Annotated in this window: 24 protein-coding genes; 11 read left to right on the top strand and 13 right to left on the bottom strand. The window is 38.1% G+C overall.

Annotated features, from left to right (window positions below; all coding sequences use genetic code 11):
* Positions 1-26 precede the first annotated feature (26 nt).
* Positions 27-1,250, top strand: a complete 1,224-nt coding sequence (locus LKF16_RS06120) for a DUF2075 domain-containing protein (protein ID WP_291469659.1) — start codon at positions 27-29, stop codon at positions 1,248-1,250.
* 48 nt (positions 1,251-1,298) lie between these two features.
* Here LKF16_RS06120 and LKF16_RS06115 read toward each other — a convergent pair whose 3' ends face one another.
* On the bottom strand, positions 1,299-2,060 hold the full coding sequence (locus LKF16_RS06115; protein ID WP_291469657.1) for a DUF475 domain-containing protein: 762 nt from the start codon (positions 2,058-2,060) through the stop codon (positions 1,299-1,301).
* Between the two features lie 113 nt (positions 2,061-2,173).
* Complete coding sequence (locus tag LKF16_RS06110) at positions 2,174-2,935, bottom strand: DUF475 domain-containing protein (RefSeq protein WP_434735177.1); 762 nt, start codon at positions 2,933-2,935, stop codon at positions 2,174-2,176.
* A gap of 275 nt (positions 2,936-3,210) precedes the next feature.
* Here LKF16_RS06110 and LKF16_RS06105 point away from each other — a divergent pair, with 275 nt between their 5' ends.
* The 4 genes from LKF16_RS06105 to LKF16_RS06090 are packed head-to-tail and all read left to right on the top strand — an operon-like array spanning position 3,211 to position 7,415.
* Positions 3,211-4,293, top strand: a complete 1,083-nt coding sequence (locus LKF16_RS06105) for an ABC transporter ATP-binding protein (protein ID WP_291469653.1) — start codon at positions 3,211-3,213, stop codon at positions 4,291-4,293.
* Entirely contained in the window at positions 4,286-5,227 is a 942-nt protein-coding gene (locus tag LKF16_RS06100; protein WP_291469651.1) for a carbohydrate ABC transporter permease, read from the top strand. Before LKF16_RS06105 ends, LKF16_RS06100 begins: the two co-directional genes overlap by 8 nt.
* Before the next feature lie 8 nt (positions 5,228-5,235).
* Positions 5,236-6,057, top strand: coding sequence for a carbohydrate ABC transporter permease (locus LKF16_RS06095; protein ID WP_434735176.1), 822 nt, complete (start codon positions 5,236-5,238; stop codon positions 6,055-6,057).
* Positions 6,057-7,415: an ABC transporter substrate-binding protein gene (locus tag LKF16_RS06090; RefSeq protein ID WP_291469647.1), complete on the top strand. Its 1,359-nt coding sequence runs from the start codon at positions 6,057-6,059 to the stop codon at positions 7,413-7,415. Before LKF16_RS06095 ends, LKF16_RS06090 begins: the two co-directional genes overlap by 1 nt.
* 434 nt (positions 7,416-7,849) lie before the next feature.
* Here LKF16_RS06090 and LKF16_RS06085 read toward each other — a convergent pair whose 3' ends face one another.
* Positions 7,850-9,055: an IS110 family transposase gene (locus LKF16_RS06085; RefSeq protein ID WP_291469644.1), complete on the bottom strand. Its 1,206-nt coding sequence runs from the start codon at positions 9,053-9,055 to the stop codon at positions 7,850-7,852.
* Between the two features lie 487 nt (positions 9,056-9,542).
* Entirely contained in the window at positions 9,543-10,712 is a 1,170-nt protein-coding gene (locus LKF16_RS06080) for an iron-containing alcohol dehydrogenase (protein WP_291469643.1), read from the bottom strand.
* Positions 10,713-11,274: 562 nt separating this feature from the next.
* Between LKF16_RS06080 and LKF16_RS06075 the strand changes: the two genes are divergently transcribed.
* Positions 11,275-11,772: a hypothetical protein gene (locus LKF16_RS06075; RefSeq protein WP_291469641.1), complete on the top strand. Its 498-nt coding sequence runs from the start codon at positions 11,275-11,277 to the stop codon at positions 11,770-11,772.
* A 52-nt stretch (positions 11,773-11,824) separates the two neighbouring features.
* Here LKF16_RS06075 and LKF16_RS06070 read toward each other — a convergent pair whose 3' ends face one another.
* Genes LKF16_RS06070 through LKF16_RS06060 form a run of 3 tightly spaced genes read right to left on the bottom strand, consistent with a single transcriptional unit; the run spans position 11,825 to position 14,808 of the window.
* Positions 11,825-12,262, bottom strand: coding sequence for a GNAT family N-acetyltransferase (locus LKF16_RS06070; protein ID WP_291469639.1), 438 nt, complete (start codon positions 12,260-12,262; stop codon positions 11,825-11,827).
* A 13-nt stretch (positions 12,263-12,275) separates the two neighbouring features.
* A complete protein-coding gene (locus tag LKF16_RS06065; protein WP_291469637.1) occupies positions 12,276-13,895 on the bottom strand; it encodes an ABC transporter permease in 1,620 nt (539 codons plus the stop codon).
* A complete protein-coding gene (locus LKF16_RS06060) occupies positions 13,882-14,808 on the bottom strand; it encodes an ABC transporter ATP-binding protein (RefSeq protein WP_291469635.1) in 927 nt (308 codons plus the stop codon). The genes LKF16_RS06065 and LKF16_RS06060 overlap by 14 nt, the downstream gene beginning before the upstream one ends.
* A 195-nt stretch (positions 14,809-15,003) precedes the next feature.
* Between LKF16_RS06060 and LKF16_RS06055 the strand changes: the two genes are divergently transcribed.
* The 3 genes from LKF16_RS06055 (at position 15,004) to lepB (ending at position 16,955) form a co-directional block, all read left to right on the top strand.
* Complete coding sequence (locus LKF16_RS06055) at positions 15,004-15,606, top strand: TetR/AcrR family transcriptional regulator (RefSeq protein ID WP_291469633.1); 603 nt, start codon at positions 15,004-15,006, stop codon at positions 15,604-15,606.
* Between the two features lie 51 nt (positions 15,607-15,657).
* Complete coding sequence (locus LKF16_RS06050) at positions 15,658-16,203, top strand: SLAP domain-containing protein (protein WP_291469630.1); 546 nt, start codon at positions 15,658-15,660, stop codon at positions 16,201-16,203.
* Between the two features lie 101 nt (positions 16,204-16,304).
* Positions 16,305-16,955, top strand: coding sequence for a signal peptidase I (lepB, locus tag LKF16_RS06045; RefSeq protein ID WP_291469628.1), 651 nt, complete (start codon positions 16,305-16,307; stop codon positions 16,953-16,955).
* Positions 16,956-16,996: 41 nt separating this feature from the next.
* Here lepB and LKF16_RS06040 read toward each other — a convergent pair whose 3' ends face one another.
* The 4 genes from LKF16_RS06040 to LKF16_RS06025 all read right to left on the bottom strand — a co-directional run bounded on the left by LKF16_RS06040 (position 16,997) and on the right by LKF16_RS06025 (position 19,976).
* Positions 16,997-17,902, bottom strand: coding sequence for a DMT family transporter (locus LKF16_RS06040; RefSeq protein WP_291469626.1), 906 nt, complete (start codon positions 17,900-17,902; stop codon positions 16,997-16,999).
* A gap of 14 nt (positions 17,903-17,916) precedes the next feature.
* Positions 17,917-18,795, bottom strand: coding sequence for a DMT family transporter (locus tag LKF16_RS06035; RefSeq protein WP_291469624.1), 879 nt, complete (start codon positions 18,793-18,795; stop codon positions 17,917-17,919).
* 216 nt (positions 18,796-19,011) lie between these two features.
* The gene (locus LKF16_RS06030; RefSeq protein ID WP_291469622.1) at positions 19,012-19,542 is read right to left on the bottom strand and encodes a helix-turn-helix domain-containing protein; all 531 of its coding nucleotides are present in this window, start codon (positions 19,540-19,542) and stop codon (positions 19,012-19,014) included.
* Between the two features lie 125 nt (positions 19,543-19,667).
* Positions 19,668-19,976: a hypothetical protein gene (locus LKF16_RS06025; protein WP_291469620.1), complete on the bottom strand. Its 309-nt coding sequence runs from the start codon at positions 19,974-19,976 to the stop codon at positions 19,668-19,670.
* A 162-nt stretch (positions 19,977-20,138) separates the two neighbouring features.
* Between LKF16_RS06025 and LKF16_RS06020 the strand changes: the two genes are divergently transcribed.
* Both LKF16_RS06020 and LKF16_RS06015 read left to right on the top strand, forming a co-directional pair.
* Positions 20,139-22,343, top strand: a complete 2,205-nt coding sequence (locus tag LKF16_RS06020) for a M13 family metallopeptidase (RefSeq protein ID WP_291469618.1) — start codon at positions 20,139-20,141, stop codon at positions 22,341-22,343.
* A gap of 141 nt (positions 22,344-22,484) precedes the next feature.
* Entirely contained in the window at positions 22,485-24,569 is a 2,085-nt protein-coding gene (locus LKF16_RS06015; RefSeq protein WP_291469616.1) for a M13 family metallopeptidase, read from the top strand.
* 387 nt (positions 24,570-24,956) lie between these two features.
* Here the strand turns inward: LKF16_RS06015 and LKF16_RS06010 are convergent, their stop codons facing one another.
* Together LKF16_RS06010 and LKF16_RS06005 are read right to left on the bottom strand one after the other, a co-directional pair.
* A complete protein-coding gene (locus tag LKF16_RS06010; RefSeq protein ID WP_291469614.1) occupies positions 24,957-25,394 on the bottom strand; it encodes a hypothetical protein in 438 nt (145 codons plus the stop codon).
* 14 nt (positions 25,395-25,408) lie between these two features.
* Positions 25,409-25,621, bottom strand: coding sequence for a helix-turn-helix transcriptional regulator (locus tag LKF16_RS06005; RefSeq protein WP_291469612.1), 213 nt, complete (start codon positions 25,619-25,621; stop codon positions 25,409-25,411).
* Between the last annotated feature and the right edge of the window lie 91 nt (positions 25,622-25,712).

The following is a 25,712-nucleotide window of genomic DNA, read 5'->3' as shown; positions in this document are numbered from 1 at the left end:
TCGTTTTTTGTTATGGAGGTCTATCGATGTTAGATTCCGTTTTACCAAATAAGAATTTGACTAAACAGCAAGAAGCTGTTTTTGAAAAAATTTTAAATTTCTGTCAGTCTAATTTACGTGATGGTACCAAAGGTGTGTTCCAGTTAAATGGGGATGCCGGCACTGGCAAAAGCGTTATTTTGACTAAGCTGTTTTTGACGTTGGAGCAGGCAGCAAAAGAAGATGTCTCAAAATTTCAGGGTACGAACAATTACTTTTTAGTGAACCATCCTGAACTGCTCAAGGTTTATCAGGATAACGCAGGACACTTTGACGATTTACGAAAGAATCGCTTTTTGCGTCCAACCACTTTTATAAATCAGATGCACAAACAGCAAAAGACTGCCGATATCGTCGTGATCGATGAAGCACATTTGCTACTCAGCGAAAGCGACCATTACAATAACTTTACTCAGCAAAATCAACTTGAAGAAGTCATCAAGTTGAGTAAAGTCGTGATTTTTGTATATGATCAACGCCAAGTTTTAAAGATGAAAAGTTATTGGTCGCAAGACATCATCGATGATCTGATCAAACGTTATCAGGTGAAATTTGCTTCCAGTACTTTGAAGGTCCAGATGAGAATGCAGGCACCACAAACTATCATTGACTGGGTCGACGATTTGACCGATAAATTGAAACTGGACCCAATTGAAATTACGCAAAAGGATCCGGATTATCTCGGCGGTATGGATGAAGATTATGATTTTCGAATTTTTGAAGATGCTGAAAAGATGTATCAGAAATTACGCGAAAAAAATAATAATTACGGTCAATCAAGAATTGTCGCAACGGCGGATTATCCATCGATCTTGGATGGCAAAAAGCATTACGTTAATGAGGGCGATTTCCATTTACCATGGGATCAATACAATTACTCAAAAGTAACTTGGGCTCAAAAAGATGACACTATCAATGAAATAGGTTCGATTTATACTGTCCAAGGTTTTGACTTAAATTATGTGGCAGTGATCATTGGACCTTCGATCAAATACGCTGGCGACGGCAAGATCGTGATCGACATCAGTAAATATGAAGATCAAGAAGCTTTCAAGAAACGTCACGATGATGATGTTAAAAAGTTATCAGAAGTCAAAGCAGAAATCATTTTGAATTCGATGAACGTGTTGTTAAAACGCGGAATCAAAGGCGTATTCGTCTACTTCCATGATCATGATATTTATCAATATTTGAAAGATTCGTCAAAATAAAAGGTCACCAGAGTTTGGTTTAATAAACTCTGATGACCTTTTTTATAATTACTGTTTCTTTTTGACATTGAAGTGATGCACGATCAATGTAACGATAATTGCTACGATCAAGACAAACACAAAGATGATATTGGGTATATGGATGTTGATTGCTGGAACGGTCAAGAAAAGCTTAACTGAGATGAATAAAATCAAGAAGTAGGCCATGTCTTGCAATTCCGGGATTCTTTGCATGAGACCCATGATCACTTGAGCAATACCTCTCATAGCTAAAATTCCGATGATACCACCAATTAAGACAATGACTGGATTGTCAGAAATTGCTAAAGCAGCTAAAACTGAATCAATTGAAAAGACGATATCCATCAATTCAATCGAGATCACTACTTGCCAAAATTGTGAAATCTTAATGTGCTTACGCCAACCAGTGACTTCAGGACGTTCAGTCGGTACTTCTGTTTCAGCAGACTTTTTCTTATCAAAGAAGAAGAATTTGATTGCTAAGTAAAATAGATAAAGAGCACCAAAGGCTTTGATCCACCAAAAGTTGATCAAGTAGACACCGACACCAATAACAATACCTCTAAAAACATAGGCTCCGACCAGACCGTAGAAAAGCGATTTTTCACGGTCTTTTTTGTCGGGAAGGGATTGTGTTTGAGCGGCTAAAACTACCGCATTGTCAACGGATAGGATACATTCCATGACAACTAAAGATAAAATTATCATCCAATCGGCGCCAGAACTAACGACACTAGTCCAATTGTTGATGTCAAAAAAAGGGGCGTACATATTTATCAATGCGTTCATTTAAAGACCTCTTTTGTATTAGTTAAATTCAAATTCAGTATACGTTCTTCAAAAATTTTTGGTAAAAAAAGGGCTTCTGCGATCGATTGATCAACAGAAGTCGTTTATTAGTATTAATTTTTATTTTGTTTTGCTTTAGCACGATTGTCTTTAACGACGTGGACCACCAGAGTGACAATGACGGCACCAATTAGAACAAAGACAAAGACTGTGTTAGGAATTTCGATATCGATTGCCGGAATCGACAAGAATAGTTTTATGGCGATAAATAGAATCAAAAAGTAGGCCATATCTTGCAATTCAGGGATTCGATTCATAAAGCTCATGATTATTTCGGCAATACCACGCATTGCTAAGATACCGATCATACCACCAATCAAGACGATGACAGGATTTTCGGAAATGGCTAGGGATGCTAAAACAGAATCAATCGAGAAGACGATATCCATCAATTCAATTGAAATAACCACTTGCCAGAATTGTGATATCTTAACGTATTTACGCCAACCGTGAACTTCGGGACGTTCCTTTGGCACTTCAATTTTAGTGTCCTTTCTCTTATCCACTAAGAAAAATCTGATCCCAAGGTATAGGAGGTATAAGGCGCCAAGAGCCTTGATCCACCAAAAGTTAATCAGATAAACACCAAGTCCAATCACGATAAATCGGAAAATATATGCTCCAATCAGTCCATAGAATAAGGATTTTTCCTGTTGGACTTTATCGGGCAACGACTGAGTTTGAGCGGCTAAAACCACCGCATTATCAACGGACAAGAGACATTCCATGACAACTAGTGAAAAAATCACCATCCAGTCGCTTCCAGATTCAATAACTGTTTTCCAGTTATTTAGATCAAAGAACGGACCATACATATTTATGAGTGCATTCAATTCAGAACAATTCCTCGCTTTATTTTTATTATCGCTTTAAGCAGCGACTTTTCTATAAGCATATTCTACTAAATTTGGTAGTGAATTTGTCGAAATAAGTGAAAATTTAATTAATTGTCCAATGATTTTTGAGAATAGTTTTCTGAAAAAAATAAAAAATATACAGTATATTTACACAAAATTTACACTAAATAAATTGGATATATACATTCGACTCGCATACTTGTACGTATCGAAAGATATGGAGGGGTTTATGTATGTCTACTATTTTGAAAAATATTAGCAAGCAATACGATCAAGGGGAAAAGGTGATCGACAACATTTCTGCAGAGATTCAAACTGGGGAATTCTTTGTGATTGTTGGACCTTCTGGTTGCGGAAAAAGTACCTTGTTGCGCATGATTGCCGGATTAACTTCAATTTCTGCTGGAACAATTAAAATAGAAGACCGCGTGGTCAATGATCTGGAACCAAAGGATCGCAATTTGACCATGGTCTTTCAAAGTTATGCATTATTTCCATTTTTAAGCGTTTGGGACAATGTGGCCTTCGGTCTTAAAGCTCGTAAAAACGACTCTAAGGTCATTAATGAACGTGTTGATAATGCGTTAAAAATGGTTAATTTGGAAGAACTACGCGACCGTAAGCCACGTGAGCTTTCAGGTGGACAAAGACAACGTGTGGCTTTAGCAAGGGCTGTTGCTAGCGATGCAAAAATCTGTTTAATGGATGAACCTTTATCCAATCTGGATGCCCAATTAAGAATCAAGATGCGTCAAGAAATTTATGCTTTACAAAGAAAATTAGGTCTAACTTTGATTTACGTGACTCATGATCAAGTTGAAGCAATGACAATGGCTGATCACATCATGGTTTTAAATGATTCAAAGATCCAACAAGTTGGAACGCCAAGTGAGATTTATACTCATCCCGCCAATGAGTTCGTTGCCAGTTTCTTCGGTGTTCCACCAATCAATATCTTACCTGCCAAAAAGGTCTCAGATAGAATCCTTCAAGTTAACAATGACTTTGAAGTTGAGTTATCTCAAGATTTGACACAATCAAATGTTCACGTTGGCGTTCGGCCAAATGAACTCCAAGTTCGTAAAAGCGATGAATTACATGCTAATGCAACCATCAAAACAGTCGAATATCTCGGTGATCAAAAGATCGTTCACGCTAAACTTAGCCATGGTGGCACAATTTCAGCTATCGTACCTAGTTCAGATTCGTTTGACGCTTTTGAAAATGTTGAGATCACATCATCTAATAATTTCTTATTGTTTGACGTAAATGGTAACAACATCACCCAAGAAATGGAGGCTGTAGCTAATGCTTAAGTCACCAACAACCGACGAAACCGTTTCAGCTAAAAAGGTCACTGCCAAGAAACATACCTTTAAGCTAAATGCTAACGACAAATATTTTTCTTTGATCTTTTTGGGACCATCACTACTGATCCTGACACTCTTTGTTTTTTATCCCATGCTCAGAACTTTATATATCAGTATGTTCTTAACCAATACTTTGGGTAACACGACCGTATTCGCTGGCTTTAGCAATTATGCCAGTTTGATAAGTTCTCCGGATTTTATCAATAGTTTGGTCGTGACCTTAACGTATGTGTTAGCTGTGACATTTTTTACATTATCGATCAGCTTGCTTTTAGCTAATCTCGCTAGTAAGAAATTACCAGGGATCAGTGTTTTTCGAACCCTTTATTCAGTGACAATGGGTGTTTCAGTTTCTGTAGCTGCCATTTTTTGGTTGTTCATCTTTAATCCATCAACTGGATTCTTTGCATTGATCAGCAATGCTTTAAAAATGACTCCGATCAATTGGTTAACAGATCCTCAAAATGCTATGTGGGCAGTTATTATTACGACTGTTTGGATGAATTTGGGATTCACATTCCTGATTTTATTAGGTGCAATCGAGTCAGTTCCACAATCATTGTATGAAGCGGCTAATGTTGAAGGAGCATCATCACGTTATCAATTTTTCAAAATCACTTTGCCAATGATCTCGCCAACTCTATTCTTCGTTTCAACAATTACTATCATCGGAGCCTTCAAGAGTTTTGGTTTGATTGATCTGATCACAAAAGGTGGACCAACCAACGCTACGAACATGCTAGTTTATCGAATCTATAAAGATGCCTTTTATAGTGGTAATTATGCTCAAGCTAGTACTGAGGCGATTATCTTAACCGTTATTATCGCTGTCTTTACACTATTGCAATTCAAATTCTTAGAAAAGAGAGTAAATTACTAATGGCTGATATGAATGAAAAAAATGTCTTAAAGCGTGTTGGCACATACGTGTTATTAATTGCTTTAGCATTGATAATTTTAGCGCCGTTCTTCGTTGGTATTTGGACCAGTTTTTTACCAACCATGGACATCGCTAAAGGTAATTTCTTTAGTACTAGTTTATCTTTTGACAATTATGCGGCGGCTTTTACCAAAACGCCGATTTTAAGATACTTAGCTAACAGTTTTGTGATCTCAACTTTGACGATGATCGCACAACTCCTATTTTGTTCAATGAGTGCTTATGCCTTTGTTTTCTTGAAATTTAAAGGACGAAACTTTATTTTTGGATTGTTTTTAGTTACGATGATGCTTCCTTTTGAAGCACAGATCATTCCTAACTTTCAAACCGTTAAATTCTTAGGCATGCTAGACAACTATTCAGTTTTGATCGTTCCTTTTTTAACTTCTGCATTTGGTACGTTCATGTTGAGACAATCGTTTATGCAGACGCCAGCAGAATTAAAAGAAGCTTCAGACATTGAAGGACTTAACCATTTCCAATTTTATTGGAATATCGTATTGCCTTATAACAAGATCAGTATGATAACTCTTGGTGCATATAGTTTCTTGGGTGCTTGGAATCAATATCTCTGGCCTATGTTAACTACTTTTAGTAACAACTCCCGTGTTATTCAAAATGGACTTAGACAATTACAGTCAGAAGAAACTTTTAACGACTGGGGAATGATCCAAGCTAGTGCAGCTATCATTGTAATTCCAACGATCATTGTTCTGTTCATCGGACAACATTACTTTAAATCTGGTATGAATGAGGGGGCAGTTAAATAATGAAAAATACTAAGAAGGTAATCCTACCTCTGATCTTAGTAATTGGTGCAATTTTAGTTGCAGTCTTCAGCAATATTCCAACAACTAATTCATCAGCCAGCAATAGCGGTCGAACACCGATCGTATTTTGGCATGAATTAGGTGGTCCATCTGAAGATGCCTTGGAAAAGGTAGTTGATGGCTTTAACAAATCTCAAACTAAGTATGAAGTGATTCCTAAGTATCAAGGTACCTATGACGAAGCTATCCAAAAGATTTTACAAACTCATGGCTCAGGAACTTCGCCAGCAGTATTTCAAGCTTTTGATATTTCTACAGCTCAAATGATCCACAGTGGCTACACAACGCCAATTCAAAATTTCTTGGACAAAGATCCAAGCTTTGACGTCAGCAAGGTCTCACCAACTGCGAGAGCCTTCTATGCCAATGGTGGCAAGCAACAAGGGATGCCATTTAACACTTCGCAACCTGTGCTTTATTACAATGCCTCACTACTGAAAAAATACGGCATCACGCCACCACCAGTTTCACCATCATACAGCGATATTACTAGAGTTGCTAAAGAACTTTATGAAAAGTCAGACCACAAGGTCAAAGGGATGACAGTCCAAGTTTATGGTTGGTTCATGGAACAAGCTCTAGCAAACTCAGGAGCATCACTAGCAAATAACAACGACGGCCATACAGGAAACCCCACTGAGGTCAATTTGAACAATCCTGATACCGTTAAATTCTTGGAGTGGATCCGCGAAAACATCAAGGCAGGAGACTTCATCGATTACGGTTCCGGTGCCAGTGCAGGAGCGAACCAAACAGCCGGATTCTTAGCCGATAAGGTAGGAATCTTCATCCAATCATCAGCAAGTATCGGTCAACTAACAGCCAACAACAAGAATGAATTAGGTATCACGTACTTCCCACATCCAGATGGCAAAAAGGCCAACGGAGTTGCAATCGGAGGGGCAGCCTTGTGGATCTCAAACGACAAGCCAAAGGAAGTCCAACAGGGAGCATACGAATTTATTAAGTACGCTCTAAAACCAGAAGTACAAGCACAATGGCAAAAAGATACCGGATACTTAGCATTAAACAAAGATTCACAAAAAACCGACATCTTAAAAGATCTCTACAAAAAGACACCAGCAGCCAAAGTTCCAGGCCAACAATTAGCAGCAGCCACACCAAATTACTTTAACTCAGGAATTTTGATGGAAGGCATGCAGTTGACCAGACAACTAGAAGAAATAGCCATGGAAACAGTCTATAGCGGAGGAGATATCGACAAGGCATTGAAGACAGCCGACAAAAATATCAACGAAAACCTCCATACTCTAAATAAGGCAAACGGATACAAGTAGTTCGCACGAGTTATATAATACGAAAGAGAAGACGAGCGGAGGCGATGGTCTTCGGAACAGCAGGAGAAGGGTATCTAAACGGCTTTTTAGAAAAAAATTCTAGCCAAAATATTTGGACAAGTAAAATATTTTTTGCAAGAAAGAGTCGCATACCTTATTTCAACCTACGAGGAGATTTTGACTTAACTATATTTAGACGGAGGGTGGAAAGAGATGCCTGGCCCAAATGTGAAGTTTCTACCTTATGTCAAGGGTAAACAGCTATTTAATAGTATTTATAGTGATCTCTTATTGTCATTTCAAATATATTAAATTAATTTGGAGTGTGAACTGGACCCAACTCAGTATGTTATTTCTCAATTTGCGTACACCAAATAAACACAGCCATGTTTCTTTAAAAAAATGGCTATGATATGATGATTTTAGAAACTAGATTAGTGTCTTGCGAGTGAAGCAATCTCATAATCATAGGTTTCGTTTTTCATTACAAGATGATAGATCGTTCTTATAAGACGACCCATCGCAGCTACTGCAATCTTCTTAGTCCCATGCTGAGAAGGTTGCTTTTTCTTTTGGTAATAATCATTGATGTGATTGGATTGATATCGAGATGTTGAAACCATAGCCATTACTGCCTGGTAAAGTATTTTCCTTGCATAAGGATTACCGCGTTTACTGATCCTATCAGAGGCTGTGTAATTACCAAACTCGTAATGTCTTAGGTCAATACCAACAAAAGCATTGATCTGATTGGTCGTCCTAAATCTTCGAATATCACCTAATTCAGCTATTAGTGAAACGGCAGTAACTGTGGAGATTCCAGGAATACTTTTTAGTACTTCTAGTTCTGGAAGCTTTTTAGCAAGTTTTTCCATTGATTTGATTATTTTATTTTCCCATTGGCTTATCTCTAGCAATCTTGTCGCGAGGTGTTTGACTTGTTCAATTACCAACGAATCTATTGATACGGATGATACCGCTGTTTTTGAAAGATTTACTAATTTCTTTGCAAGGTTTGTGCAAGTCCTAACTCCAACGTTATTTCCAGAAAATTCATGTATCATTTCCGTTAGTTGTTCAATACTGTATACGTCCACCATGGATGGAATAGGAAACGTCTTTACGATGTTCCAATACATGGGACCTGAAGGATTTGAAAACAACTGAGTGATATCTGGAAAAGAAATTTGTAGGATACGATGAAGTCGATTCTTTTCTTGAACAAGATCGTTCACTTGTTCTTGATAGAATCGGCTTTCGTCTTTTAGCTCAGAGTAAATAGGATCTTGAAGACGTGTCTTCTCACGATTTAATATGAACTGCGTTTCAGCTAAATGAAAAGCATCATTTTTGTCTGTTTTGTTTTTTCTAAGTCCATCCATTTCCTTGCTAGCTTGCAATGGATTCAATTGTGCATACGACAAGTGGTGGGTCTGAAGAAAATAAGCCAATCTTCTCGAATAGACACCGGTGGCTTCAAAAATTACTTCAGGATCCACAAAACTATTTAGGGCTGATTCTAATCTCCCAAATCCTATAAGATCGTTATCTATTTTAAATTCACTGACTTTGTTCGAATCTACCAATACACATACGTTCGAAGTAGATTTACTGACATCGATTCCAAATACTGTTCTCATATTCTTGCCTCTTCTTGTAATTGTTGAGATGAAATCAATCTTTACTAAGACCATCATATTTAATTTTCTATACATGACCTATTGGCCCACAGACTAAGAGCAGATTCTAATGATCTTAGTAAGATTGCCTGTTTGTCGTGCGGCATCATGTGCCGATTTCACATCCGACATTCATCTCACATTCACTTTAACAAAAAAGTGAGTAAGCTGATTCTCCGTCGAGAATTAGCTTACTCACCTAACTTAGTCTGTTTGCCATTAGCCGGCGACGACGCCGGCTTACGAAAAATCGATGGAACGTACGTCGCCTTTGGCGCGTGCGCTACTGCTAAAAATGTTGGCTACGCCAACGAACAACCAAGGATGCCGTCCAAAGGGCAATCTCTTTCCACCCGGAGTCGGCCCGCATACCTCCAACAAAGCATTTAAAGCCAAAAAAAAAAGGAAAACCAATTAAGGTTTTCCTTTTTCTTATAATCAAAATAAATTATTCAGCGTCATATGCCTTTTGGAACAATTCAACAAGCTCTTGCTTGTTACCCTTACGAGGGTTAGAGAAGGCATTACCATCCTTCAAAGCATTTTCAGCCATCAATTCAAAGTCCTCGGGCTTTGCACCAATAGCTTTGATTGAACGAGGAATACCAACATCATCAGCCATTTGTCTCATAGCTTTGATAGCTAATTCGGCAGCGTCACGAGTTGATAGACCAGAAATGTCTTCGCCCATAGCAACAGCTAATTGAGCAAATCTTTCAGGACTTGAGATGATGTTGTATTCTTCAACGATAGGAAGAAGAATAGCACAGCATACACCGTGAGGAGCGTCATATTGACCACCAAGTTGGTGAGCCATAGCGTGAACGTAACCAAGGTCAGCGTTGTTAAATGCCATACCACCAAGCATTTCTGCTTCAACCATCTTAGTACGAGCTTCAACATCATGGCCGTTAGCGTAAGCTTCACGTAAGCTTTCTTCAACTAATTTGATACCTTCAAGACATTGAGCGTCTGTGATTTCGTTACGGTTGGTTGAAACGTAAGGTTCGATCAATTGAACGAATGTATCCATACCAGTTGCGGCAGTTAAGCCCTTTGGAACATCCAACATCAACATAGGATCGTTGAATGATACAAGTGGGATATTTCTCCATGAAACAACAACAAACTTGAGATGTGTTTCTGTATTAGTGATAACACAGTGTCTTGTAAGTTCTGAACCAGTACCAGCAGTTGTGTTAACAGCAATCAATGGAGGTAGAGCGTTGTCCAAAGTTTCGATACCATCAAGTTTTGTGATATCGTCGCCGTTTGTCAAAATAATACCAGTACCTTTACCAGTATCATGAGCTGAACCACCACCGATTGTGATGATACCGTCACAGTTGTTATCTAAGTAAACTTTTTTAGCTTCTTGAATGTTGTGAACCTTAGGATTTGGTTCAACACCGTTGTAGATAGTGAATTTAACACCAGCTGCTTTTAATGAGTCAGTAGCTTGTGCAACAGGTCCATTGTCGACACTTTCCAAAAACTTATCTGTAACGATCAATGGGTTAGTCATATTTAACATTTTGGCACGGTCGCCAATTTTCTTAATAACGCCAGCGCCGAAGAAGTTAACACTAGGCATTAAGAAATCGAAATTTTCTTTCATAAGAGTTCCTCCTCTTTAATATAAATTTATTCTATATATTCATGAAAGGCATTTCAATAACTTTGTTAATTATGTAACGAATTGAGCAATATTTTATAACTATTTATCACTATTTAAAAAGTGAATAAAAAATAGATATCATTTTGGTAGTTCATTTTCAATTTTTTGATTACAAAAATAGACGCAATATTTATTGAACAAATCAAATATGATGTCGTTAAGTTTTATTTAGTGATATTACACAAAGTATCAATAATAGATTATAATGTAAATAGTAAAGAGCAGTTCTTTATTTTGAATAAATCTGATCGATTTTTAGCTTAATTATTCTTAGTTCTAATTAACAATTTTCTGTGAATTACTTAACACATTCTGACTATTTACTAAAAAAATGAAAAATATGATTGCTAATATTTCAATTATCAATCATATTTGATAGCTAATGGTCAGAGATCAGGCTTTTCGCTAGTTAGTTCACAACAAAATTAGAATAATTGAAATAGAGCTGTAGGTAACTTACAATACAGGTACTAGGAAGAATATTTACCGGTGTCTCTTCCATATGTCAACGAAGAAAGGAACGGTGAAGATTATGGATGGAATAATAATTTTTATCGATATCGTATTCTTAGTAGGTGCTATTTTTAGCATTTATTGGCAATCACAAATTGAAATCAGAGCGACTTACAAACTATCAACCTTGATTTTTGCGGTTTTCGTTGGTGCATGGCTGATGATTTCTCCGGTGAATCGCTTGCCGTACATCCTTATGGTTGCTGAGTTCGTGACCTTGACGATCATGAATGGCGTTGGTGGAATTGGTTCTAAAAAGATCATCTTGAGTGGATTTTATTCTGGTGTGCTAGATTATTCGCAAATCGTTCACGTTACCTTGATCCCGATTGAGATACCTGGTCAAAATGAACGTGTGGCAGTTATCTTTAACACAAAACGTCCACAGCAAATTGAGTTGAACTTTAAGAGATCGTATAAAGACATTGAGAAATATTTAGAAGATAAATTGTCCAAGGATGTCCAAGTTGAGATTGGACAAGTTTAAATAGAAGACAATCAGAAAGACCTTACCCAGAAATTAACTGAGTAAGGTCTTTTTACATCTTCATATACAAAAGTGGATAAGGGTTTCCTTCTTCGTCAAGGTCAGTTCGTTGGTAGGTCTTGAAACCTAAGTGCTGATAAAAACCTACTGCTTGAGAATTTTGCTCATTGACTGTGACTGAATCGACGTGATAATTGTCGATCATGAATTGAATCAATTTTTTGCCAAGGCCACGTCCTCTGATGTCTGGATCGAGAAATAGCATTTCGATTCTATGTTGGTCAATGCCAATAAATCCCAAGGTTGAGCCGTCTTCTTCAGCAACTGCCAAGTGTTCGACTTCAGCAATCGCCTGCGGGACGTACTTTTTAATAGTAGCAACTTCTTCTGTTGATAAAAAATCGTGGGTAGCTAAGACTGATTTTTCCCAAATATCCACTAAGTTGGTGGTTAGTGCTTTATTCTGATTAGTTACTTCGATTATTTTCAACAATTTAACTCCTTTAGTTGGCTCCATTGATGTCACGTTTAGCATAACCGATGTAACCAACCGCAATCAAGACTACGGCGATAGCAATTTGCCACCAGAAGGTCCCAATATCCAAAGTATGAACGGGAACTTTCGGGATGTAGCCGAATGGCGTTAATTTATGCGTCCAATCTGGTAATTTGAGCAATTGTCCAAAATATTGGATAAACATGGAAATGATTAAATAGCCATAATTTAAACTAACTAATTTTGGAAGCCAGCCGACTAAACAGACTGAAATTCCTAACATGATCAGCGTTGGTGATAGGTAAGCGTAGAATCCACGCATAAAAATTTCTAGTCCTAACGGATGAGTCATAGAGTAAACTCCACCAAGCTGCAGTCCCCAAATGCCGGCGAATAAAGCTAAAAAGGTTGTGAAGACTGCCAAGATGATCGTGTCAGACATTAAGCGAGTTCTGCCGACAGGTTTGGCATGGATCATTTCTAAGTAACCCTTATTTTCGCCTGATTTTAAATAATTGATGATTTGGATTCCTGGAATCAATGCCAAAACGCCAAAGACAATCATTAAGACGCTGACGAACTCTTTGATGATTTTGACATTGGCGGATCTAATGGCACTTGACCCTAACAGCTGTGACATCATCGGATTAGTTTTGATGATATCGCCAACTGTGTTGAAGATTGAACCGTAGGTGAATCCTAAGATCAATAAACCGACAGTCCAGACGATGATCGACGTGCGGTGCAATCTCCAGAACAGTCCCAAGGGCCCGTTTAGCATGAATGAAGCTCGTGCACGTCCTGGTTTAGTAGCAATCATTCCCGAGCCGAGGTCACGTTTGCCGTTGATGAAAAGAGCCAGTCCTGAAACTACGATTGAAAAAATCAGCATCAATAAAACTGGTAGCCAGTTGTTATTTTTATAGGTAGAAAATTTTTCGACCCAGCCAAAGGGTACCCACCAAGTCATTTTGGGATGCGTAGTATCAGTGACCATTCTGGCAATGTACATGATCCCGAAAATCATATATGACCAGATTGAAGCAGCTCTGGCATTGTCGACTAATTGAGCAATCAAGGCTGCAATACTAGCAAACATCAATCCGGAAACGCCGAGCCCTATTCCTAGTAAAAAGTCTCCGTTAATGTCGGTACCATCTAAGTTGGCAGTCATTAATCCAACTGAGTAGAGTAATCCAATGACTAAGTTTAGGATGGTCACTTCAATCAAAGTGGCACTCAAATTAGACAGGGTGCCGACCGACTTTGATCTGATGATTTCTAAGATTCCTGAATCTTCATCGCCACGAGTATTTTTGATAACGATCGAATAATTCATGATCGCAGCCATGATCGCCATGAAGACCGTCATTTCAGCGGCAAAAATATCGGCTGAAGTGTGAGCACCAGCAGGAACTTTCCCAAATAAGGAAGTCATTGCTGGCGACTTGAGGGTATCGAGGATGGAATTGATGGCTTCTTTAGTGCCATATAGCGAAGTGAACTTTGCGGCGACCGATGTAAATAAGCCCGCCATAGCAATTGTCCAAACGACTAATTTTAACCAGTCGCGTCGAAAACTGAATCTAGTTAAAAAGCCAGTTTTTGCAAATTTATTGCTGAACATCTTTTTCACCACCTACTGAACCGTTAGTGTTGTAGTATCTCATGAATAAATCTTCCAAAGTTGGTGGAGTTGATTGCAGAGTGATGATTTTCTTTGAGGCTAAGTAGTCCATAACTTGACCGATCTGGTCGCTGTCGACTGAGAATGTTTGAACTCCATTGTCAGATTTGACGACATTGTGGACGCCTTTCATGCCAGATAACTCAGCAGTCGGTTCGTCAGTTTGAAATTCAATGACGGTTCGAGTCAAATGTCTCATCTCGGCAAGTGTTCCAGTTTCAACAATCTCGCCGTTTCGAATGATCCCGATGCGGTCACACATCTTTTCAACTTCAGATAAAATGTGACTGGATAATAGGACCGCTTTTCCGGCTGCCTTCAACTCAGCCACCGACTTTTGAAAGTATTCTTCATTTAATGGGTCTAAACCTGAAGTAGGCTCATCGAAAATGTAAAAATCAGCATCCGTTGAAAAAGCTGCGATCAAGGCGACCTTTTGACGATTACCTTTTGAATAAGTCCGAGCTTTCTTAGTTGGGTCTAGTTGGAATCGTTTGATCATTTCATCAGTTTTAGCAGAGTGCTTGCTTCCGCCCAATTTCAAAAATAAGTCGATGATCTCTCCACCGGTCAAATTAGGCCACAAGTACACGTCTCCTGGAACATAGGCGATACGTTTGTGAATCGACACGGATTCTTTAAAAACATCCTGTCCAAATAGGGTGGCTTGACCACCGCTTGCACGCAGGATACCTAAAATTGTTCTGATTGTCGTTGATTTACCGGCACCATTAGGTCCGATGAAACCAAAGACTTCCCCAGGATATACATCAAAGGTGACATCCCGTAATGCTTGAAACTTTCCAAAGCTTTTTTGAAGATGGTCAATATGCAAAATAGGAGCAGTAGTCATAATTGTAGATCCTCCCTAAAAATGAAATATCGTTCTTGAATAGTTCACTATTTACACGTATAGTATAGCCAGCAGAAAGCCCTGTCAATCACGAAGATAGACAAACTGAACTATCGCAGCTTAGCTAAATCCAAAACGTTATTACGACACATTTTTAAGTGAAATATTTTGAGAATAATTTTTGAGGTGAGGATAATGGACGGCAATGAAAGACGGAAAAAATTAAAACGCCAAGCAATTATGAATGCAGCTACAGAAATGTTTGTGACCAATGGTTACACGAAAACCTCCGTACAGCAAATCGCTAAAAAGGCTAATTCGTCGCAGGTGACGCTTTACAAATATTTTCCTAGCAAAGCTGACTTAGCCCGTGAAGTCGTGCTGTCGTTAGTCGTCGATGGATATGCCCATTATGAAAAGCAATTAGATGATCCCACAAAACCGTTTATCGATAAGATGAAAGTAATGATGGAAAAAAGCGTTGGCGTATCAGATCAAATGAACGATGACTTTTTCCGATTTATGATCGATGAATTCCAAGGACGCAATGGCGACACCCATGTCATGGAAGAATATGACCGTTTGAAATATGGCTTTTGGAGAAAATTACTCGCCCAAGGTCGAACCGAGCATGTTGTTAGCGATGAACTGTCTGATTATGGTGCAATGATCTATTTAGACATGTATGTCAAATACGTTATGCAACCAGGTGGAGTTTCAGTTGAACGTGCCACTCAGATGAAGAAACATGAGAAAGAATTAGTTCACTTGTTTTTCTATGGCATCATTGGTCAATAAGCGGTTGAAACCTGCAAGCGCTTCCCGTACACTGAAGTTGAGGTGAAGATTATGAAAAAAATCTTAGGTGGACTTTTTGCAGGATTATTATTGTTCAGTACTGCCGCAACAATTAATACCACGATGGTACAAGCTGACAACGCTGATACCACAGAAACAACTGGCGACAATTACATTGCCTTTATGATCAAGGGAAATGCGCCAGTCTATAGCCCAAGCGGGATGGACTTGAAGATGCTGGCACCAATTGGCGATACTAACTATGAAGTATCGACTAAAGATATTATCAAGTTGGACGATGGAACTTATTTGTACCCAATCAATGGCGAACATCAATACGTTAAATCTACTGACGTTGTTCAAGCGATGAATTCGGAAACGCCAACTTGGAAGACAACGCCGTTGGATACAGTTATCCATACCAAAGACTTGATCGGCATTCCATTGTACGATGAGAATGGCCAGATCATTGAACGCCGGGCATTAGGTGCTGACAGTGCTTGGTATACTAACGGCATGAAGGAAAATACTAAGACCGGAGAAATTTTCTATCGCGTCTCAACACATGAATATGTTAATAGTGTTGATATAATTTAATAAATTAAAAAAATCTTTCAATAATTTGAAAGATTTTTTATTTTTTGGAGTATTATAACTGGTGACATCATTAAATTTATCGATCAATTGAGGCAAGAGGGATGAATACCAAAGACAAACAATTGATGCCCAAAATCGAATGGAAACATCTGATCTGGGCTCTCATAGTAATTGTTTTAGTGTTTTGTACAATTTATTTTAGCTTCCAATATTTATTATCGAAAAATTATATCACCGGACCATCGATGCAGCCCAACTTTAAAAGTGGCAATCACGTGATTGCAATTCGAAATGCCCCGATTAATCGGGGAGATGTGATCATTTTAAAAGCTCCCGATGAAAAAAATGAACTCTATATCAAACGCGTGATTGGACTTCCAGGAGATAAGCTGACATCTAAAAATAATAAAATTTACATCAATGGCAAATTATACAAGGAAGACTTTTTGCAGGCGGGTTCGAAATTGAAAGAGCCTAAGAATAGCGTGTATGGGAATTTGCCGTATTCGTATACTTATGCGTTTACGATCAATTCTTTGGCGCAGTCGCCAGATTGGCAAAAGGTTTATAGCAAGCCGTATTTGTTGAAAATCCAAAAACTTAACCGCGTTCCAAATAACGATTATTTTGTAATGGGAGATCATCGAACGGTCTCAAAGGATAGTCGATTGATTGGTTTCATCAAGCAAAAGGCCGTTGTCGGTAAAGTCGCTCTGCGGTATTGGCCATTGTCGGATTTTACAGTCTATTAATACTAAAAAAACGTTGATCACTTTTGATCAACGTTTTTAGGTTAAATATCAATTTTAGATTTTTGCGGCAAAGCTTGTAAGAATGTTGTGCATAAAATTAGAATCCCACCAATTACCTCAGGTGTGGAAATTGGCGTGCTCAACAAGGTGACAGATAAAATGGTTGCCGTTAAAGGCTCAAATGCACTTAGCATTCCAGTAGTTGATGGTGAAATGAATTGGACGCTTCTTAAATAAAGTAGGTAAGCAAACATTGTTCCAAAGACAATGATGAAAATGATACTTACGATATCTATAGTTGAAACGTGTTGGACTGAGGTTGTGGTAATGATTTTTGCAAAAGGTAAACTACCGATCAACATTGCCCAGCCGACGACTAAACGTGCGTCAAATTCAGCCAATAATTTGCGAGGTATCAGCGTGTACGATGCTTGACTGACACCAGCTAAAAGCCCCCACATCAATGCTAATGGAGACAAAGCTAATTTATTGAAGTTTCCTTGAGTGACCAACAAATATGTTCCAAACAGTGCCAACGCAATTGAAAACATATCGACTCGTCTGGGAAGTTCCCAGTTGGCAAAAGCCAAATAAATGATGATGAACAATGGTCCCAGAAACTGCAGGACGGTTGCCGTCGGGGCGTTACCATAACGAATGGCCATAAAGTAAGTTAGTTGCGATGGCAGCATTCCCAGAAAAGAAAAGATCATCAATATTAGAACGGCATGCCAAGATTTAAAAATGGAAAAAACTTTTTTACCATTAGTGGCTGTATACCACACTAGTAGCAATAGTCCGGCGAAGAAAAGCCTAATGCCTACTAGCCAAAGTGGCGAGATCGATTTATTTTGAAAAACAAATTGCGCCACGCTTCCGGACATTCCCCAAAGAGTTGATCCAACGATGGCAAATAAAATTCCACGCCGCTTATTAGAACTAGACACTTAAATCCCCCCATTTAATTTGAAAATCTAATTGAATACCAAATACTTCCCACTACTAGCAATGATCCGATGACGAACATCCAGGAGATGCTTTCTCCTAGGAAAAACCATCCTAAAATCGTTCCAACTAGAGGTTGGAATAGGAAAAATAATCCTGAACTTGCGGCATTCAGTAGTGCTAATCCACGGTTCCAAAGCACAAAGGCTAGGGCGGTAGAAATGATCCCCAAGTAAAGCAGACTTAAAAATACTTTCGGTTCGGCAAAGTTAACTCGTTGGATCGTTGAAAAATTCGAGATCACAAATGGTGTCAAACAGATGATAGCCACAAAAGTTGACATGATCGTGATCTGTAACGATGTATAGTGGTCAGAAACTTTTTTCACTAAGACGGACATTAACGCCCAAGTTAGTGCAGCAATCACCAAACAGACTGAACCCAATAACATGTTTTTGCCCTCAAAGTGAACGCCGACGATCATGATAACACCAAGCGTTGCCATCAAGACAGAAATGATTTTTTCCTTGGTAAGTTTTTCTTTTAAGATCCACCAAGCAAAAATGACCATAAATGTTGGTGTTGAAGAAGTGATAACAGCACCAGTTTGAGCAGATGAAAGCCAGGTGCCAGTTTCTTGGAAAACAATTGAAATTGTATTTCCAATGAGGCCAATCAGAAATATCAGTCCGAGATCCTTTTTACGGATGTGCCACTTGGTTTTAGTGATGATTGAAAAGAGTAATAAAGCGACTATGGCAATCAAGTATCTGAGCAAGACTAGTTCTATCGGTGGTATGATTGCGACTACCACCTTGACGACGACAAACATGCCGCCCCAAATGCTTGCTGCCAAACTTAAAAATATTGCACCTAATAATTTATCGTGATTCATTAATTGTTCCTCCGCGTGTGATTTGCATTATGAAATCGCCAGCGGATGCTATCCACTGACTAGCGGATAGCAGGAACGTCACATTCATTCAATGGTGAATAGATCATCTGAGTGCCTCCTATAAATATAATGCTAAAAGTTTATTCTAAAATTAGACATCATGCAATGTATTTTAAAATAGCAATTAAAAAGGATGCCGAATTTTTCAGCATCCTACTATAATGATTTGCTACCATCCGCAATTCCTTGCATGAGACCTTGAATGAATGAAGGTATGCCGGACATAATCAGCATTAGGAAAAATAGCACCGTCCAAATGATGCTCCATTTTGAGGCAGTCTTTTTGATTTTTCCCCAATCTACGGTGAAGAGCATCCCAATAAATGAAATGAATGTAATGACCGAAACCCAGTCCAAGAAATTAGCTTGATTTACGCCAAATGCTTGATTAGCAATGATGTAGATAATCATTGCAACAGGAATCGCAGTGAATAAAAATGCTAATATGCTTAAACTCGAAGTGTTTTTTTCAAATTTCATCTTCAGCTCATCATCCTTCTTAATTAATTCGTCTAACGAAACTCCAAAAAGATCACTGATTGCAATAACATTTGAAAAGCTAGGTAAAGCCGAGCCGTTTTCCCACTTTGAAACAGACTGTCGAGTGATATGCAATTGGTCAGCCAGTTCTTGTTGGGAAAGCCCATTGATTTTACGTTGCTTCTTTAATTGTTCGCTAATTTTCATTCTATCGCCCTCTCTCTAGTTAAATCATATGAGATTATTAATTTTATTGATAGGACTTTATAGTTGCACCGATAAAAAGAGGCGTTATAACGCAAAAAAAAGAATCCATCAGGATTCTTTTAGTATTAAATTCCACCAACGATAATGATGCCGCCACCCAAAGCACCCTTGCGACGAGCTTTAGCATCTAATTGATTGTATATAGGTGCAACATATTCGGTTAAGGCCTTGAGTTCAGGAATTTTGATCCTATCCTCAGCTGATAACTTGCGTAAAACGAGGTATGTTTTGGTTACAACCTCATCAAATTCGACATCTTGATTCATCGCCACAGCACAGTTGAAGAGATTTTGTTTCAGTTGTTCATGAGTTTGATCTAATTTGTTGTAGGCAGTGTCGATCAAGTTAAAAAGTGTTTGTGATTCGTTGTCCATAGGATTCCCCCCCTGTAATATATACGGTGATTATTTAAGTCTGGATGAGCTTATCTTTAACTACAGTTAGTATATGAGTGAAAACTCTCAATGTACATAAATATAATTGTAATCAAATAGAATTTCATTCATACTATTAATCAAGATTATAGGAGGGGACCTATGAAACTTAGAAGTACGACATTTATTTGTGGAGCAGTTTTAACAATTCTATTAGGAATTGGAATTGAAACACAAACAGCGAAAGCTGATACAACGACATTGGAAAACACTCAACAAACAATTGTTGAGACACCGAATTTTCCATTAACCAATGACTCAGATGAGAAAATTGATGACGCTAAACATAACGATCAATATGCAGGTGGAAATTGGAATATATCTTTAGATGAAGCAACGCCTCAAAATAATTATTATTTGTCGGTCAATAAGGATGCTGTCGAATCACTAAATGCATCCGTCAAATCACTTTCAAACTCGACTGGGAATGATTCGACCGATGAGTTTCCGGATACTGTAGATAATCCTGACGATACTGAGACTACTAATGTTGATGATTCATCAGCTACTGATTCGATTGATAATGGTGATCCCAATACCCAGATTATGCAAGGATTGGATAATATTTCTTCTGGCAAAGAAGAAGCTGACTCAATCCAAATGCAACAAGCTGCTGATTATTATCAAAGAGTAATTGATCTTTTGAATGATGACAATCCAGATTATTCTAGTTTTCAATCAGATATTGAGCAATTAGAAAATATTTCTAATTACCAAGATTTAAGTAAACAATTATGGACTCTTGTAAAAAAAGGTTACTCATTGCCAATTTCAATTTCATGGTTAGTTAATTCACTCAATCATTTGGATCATGTAGTGTCCTTTGACCAATCATCGATTATGTCTCACTTACCAAACCTGGGACTAGATCAAGAAGATTCTGAAGCACGCACAGATTTTATTTCTCAAAACGTTAAATTTTTGGAACAGTTGGGATATTCAACTGAAAAAGCTAATCAAATGGTTACTAATAGTTTGAACTTTAATCAGCTTTTAAACGATGCTGCTATTTCAACGGACACGCAGGAATATCAGTTTGAACAAGATTCAAAACCTGATTTTATGGATCTAGATGTCTTTTATCGTCAAACGGGAAATCTTGATCTTAAGGAATATATTCAAACTGCATATCCAACGGCAACTAAAATACAAATCAAAAATAAAAAATTATTGACGAGATTATCCAGCATCTTCAATCAAGCTAACTTTGCTGCAATGAAAGATTGGATGGTTGTAAGTAAAGTATATAGCGAAAGCTATTTACTGGGTTCAGTCAGTTCTACAATGGCTTTGCCAAATGATGCTACCCAAGATGTCAAAGATAGCTTTATTAAGGCAATGGCATTTTCTACCACTGAAAGTTATTTTGCGGACACATTGAGTAGATATTATGGTCAGAAAAATGTTGATGATGAAACAATCGATCAGGTTACCGGTATTGCCGACGATATCATCAATACCTATAAAGAACGTTTTCAGAATAATACTTGGTTATCCGAAGATGGTAAACAACAAGTATTAAATAAACTTTCCAACATGAAGCTATATGTTGGATATCCCAAAGTGATCCCAGCTGATACTGATTACTCAGGAATCGATTTTTCACAGTTCGACAATGTGTATGATTTGGAAAATGCAATGGATGAGCATTCTACTGAAACGGATGCAAATCAATTTAATGAACCAAATGATTTTTCTGCATGGCCAGAACCAAGTTTTACTATGAATGCCTATTACATTCCGGAGAGTAATTCATTCTATATTTTCGGGGGAATAATAACGGATCCATACTTTTCAAAGGATAATACAGATGTTCAAAACTATGGTGGAATCGGTGTAGTAATTGGACATGAGATATCTCATGCTTTTGATAAAAACGGAACTAATTATCAGTCAAATGGTGATTTTGGAAATATTTGGAATACTCAAGATCAGGCGGAATTTGACAAATTAGCTGATAAAATGGTCAAAGAATATGATCGGATACCTCTATTAGGACAACAAATTGACGGTCAACAAACGTTGAGTGAAAATATGGCAGATAATGGAGGCCTCAATGTCGCACTTGAAGCGGCAAAGAAACTTCCAGACTTTGATGCTGATGCATTCTTCTCTAATTGGGCTTCGGAATTTGCTCAACCAGTTGTTCCTGAAGTATATTCACAACCTAGTAAGGATGAACATACAGTTGGTCCACTTCGAGTAAATGTCGGCATCCAAAACATTTCCGACTTCTACACAACCTACAACGTCAAAAAAGGCGATGGTATGTGGCTGGATCCAGACAAACGTGTCAATATTTGGTAGAAGCTGAATTTAAGTTCAAAAATAGCGTCTAATTCAAACTAGAATTAGGCGTTTTTTTATGGAAAAATCCGACAATCGTATCTTTTTAGGCCGAGCAACTTGTATAATTAAATTGATAAATATCTTCGTGGAGGGATAATTATGAGATTAAAAAGTGGCATCTTCATTTGTTCGGCAGTATTGACTATTTTAATAGGAATAAATGCTGAAACCCAATCAGTTCAAGCAGCTGATACCTCCAGTGACACCACTGCCGTAGCGTCCACAACGAGTACTGCGAAGACGTCCACGGATGTTCAATCTGTCAGTAATGCTGGCGGAGATTGGTCGATTGATCCCACAACTGCCACTCCCCAAGACAATCTCTATTATTCCGTCAATGGTGATTGGCTAAACAATACTCAAGTGAGCGACTCAGACGGCGGCGTAATTAGCTATCAAACAATTCAGTCGCAGCAAGCTACCAAAGATATCACCACAGATATTGATAATTTAGGTAATGGTTCTGAAAAAACTAACGTTCCGCAAATTCAGCAAGCAGCCGATTATTATCAAAGATATTTGTTGATGCTGAATTCCTCAAGCATCAACACTGGTTCTCTAGGCAGTGATGTTACTGACATTGAAAATTTAAAAGATTATTCTGAACTGAATAGTAAACTGACTCAAATGTATGCTGAGGGTGCCAGCTTGCCATTTAGTCTAACTTATAAAAATGATCTCGATGACAACACTAAAACGGACTTATCATTTAACTTAGATGCGTCAAATATGCCGTATATTTCGACTGCCAACAGCACTTCAAAAGCTGATTTCATTGATGGGATGACGATTTTATTGGGTCAACTTGGAATCAGTCAATCTCAAGCTAATTTGATGATTCAACGGGCGTTGAATTTCCAAAATGACCTGACGAGTACATTGGCTGACCTGCCTACAAACAATGGGACCGACTCAAGCAACTTGACGACCGTTCCACTCAGTAAGGTTTATCCAACTCAAAGTTATTTGAAATTAGAACAGTTAATGAGGGATACTTTTCCCAATGCTACTAACGTTCAAATACCAGAGTCATTTGACACAGATTCCTACAATAAAATTTTTAGCAATGGGAATTTCCAAAGTCTCAAAGATTGGCTAGCAGTTTCTCAAGTTTATAAAAACGCTGAATTGTTTGGCCCCACAGGTCAAGCAGCTTTGGCAAAATTTAGCAACGACGATCATTTGTTGGCGAATATAACTCAATCTAAACAGACCAAGGCGTTTAATGCTGCTGAGAATTATTTCCAAGACGAATTCAGCATGTATTATGGAATGAAACATCTCGGATCCAATGCACGTGCGAAGGTCCAAGAGATGGCTGAAAAAATTCGTGATGCATATGTTCAGAAATTAGAGAATAACACTTGGCTCAGCGATACTACGAAAAAAGCTGCTATCAACAAGCTTGAAAATATAGTTATTTTAGCTGGATATCCAGAATCAATTCCAGCTAAATCGGATTTTTCAAAAGTTAAATTTACTGATGATGAGAGTCTTTACGATATTAATAAGGAATTAAATAACTCACGATACATCTATAACCGTGACAATTTCGGGCTTCCATTAGATAGAACAATGTGGACCAAATCTAGTTATGATTGGAACTCTACCTATTATCCAATTTCAAACAGCATCACGATCGATGCAGCAATGCTCCAAGCCCCATTTTTCTCAACAGAACAATCTGACAGCCAAAATTATGGCGGCATCGGTGCAGTTATTGGACACGAGATCACCCACGCTTTTGACAACAACGGTTCCAAATACAACGAGAACGGAATCAAAGAAGATTGGTGGACTGATGCTGATAAGGCTAAGTTTGCTGAACTTAGTCAAGACATGTTAAAGGAATACGATGGAATCGACTTCGTTTGGGGAACTGTTAATGGTCAATCCAGTTTGAATGAAAATATGGCTGATAACGGTGGCTTAAGCGTGGCACTGCAAGTGGCACAAACATTGCCAGGATTTAATGCCCAGGAGTTCTTTAATACTTGGGCAAAATCGTGGAGAATCCGCGTAGCCAAAGATGGAGAAGCGGGGATGATGTTTGAAGCACATGCACCATACCCAATCAGAGTGAACGTGACAGCCCAAAATCAACCTGAGTTTTATCGAGCATTTAACGTTAAAAAGGGAGATGCAATGTGGCTAGATCCAACCGAACGAGTAACAATTTGGTAGGCGAGGGTTAGAGGAGATTGTTGATGTGGAGGTTCACTGCCGGCTCTGGACGGAAATCGATTGCCATCTGTCTGGCATCCTTGGTTGTTCGTTGGCGTAGCCAACACTTTAAACTGTTGCGCACGCGCCAAGGGCGACGTACGTTCCTAAATTTGCCCTAAGCTGGCGTCATCGCCGGCTAACGACAACTTCTCGGCTGAGCCAGGCATCGATTTCCGTCCGGAGCCTAGATACGTTCAAATCAAAATCTCCTTTTTTTGATTGAAAGATGGAATGTCGGCAGTTCTTATGCTGAATTATGAATTATTAAAAATTTAAAAGCAAAATTATGGGTATACGCAAAGAGGATGGAAGAAAACTATATTGTTTTCTTCCATCCTCATTCTTTTATATTCTATCGTTGCGATTACGAAGATTATGTAACGGGATTTCTAAGATAGGAAATATGATGCCGATAAACACTACCCCGAATGCAATTACTTGCCATGAATAATGTTGTACAATTCCTTCAATTAGCATAATTACCATCAATAAGACAGTTAGCATAATCGTCCTTCGATAATAATGTGGATCTCGATCACGAATATCTAAACGAAATTTCATAATCAAAAAAGTAATAAATAAATAAGTTGCACAAATTTCTACCATTACCATAGCAGCAATTGTAGTTCCATCGGTCGTAAAGTTAGATGCAATCCAGGTGCTAAAAAATATTATCGGAAGGGCGACAGATAACGTCACTGTAAATATTTTTCCGACCATACTTTTCTTATATTCATCGACAACAGAAACGCCGAGGATTTTCCTTATTAGCCAATCGTACATAATAATTTCCCCTTTTACTCAAGGAAGAATAAGTCGTTTACATCAACTCCGAGTGCATTGGCAATTTTTAATGCCAACAAAATACTGGGATTAAACTTATCCTTTTCAATCAATAATATCGATTGTCGCGTCACTCCCACTTGATCGGCCAAATCTTGCTGGGATAATTTTTCTGCTTTTCGATATTGTTTTAGATTGTTTGAGATTTTTTTTTCATTCTCGATCATGTGCACACAACCTTTATGAGTTCATTATAATTAAAATTATTTAAAATGTAAACTATACTGTACATTTTTGAAAACAAAATATTTTCTTAAT

Origin of the sequence: Companilactobacillus sp., assembly GCF_022484265.1 — a bacterium.
In the GTDB taxonomy this organism is placed as follows: Bacteria; Bacillota; Bacilli; order Lactobacillales; family Lactobacillaceae; genus Companilactobacillus.
Note: the sequence above shows the minus strand (reverse complement) of the source record. Positions and strands in the feature narration are given on the sequence as shown.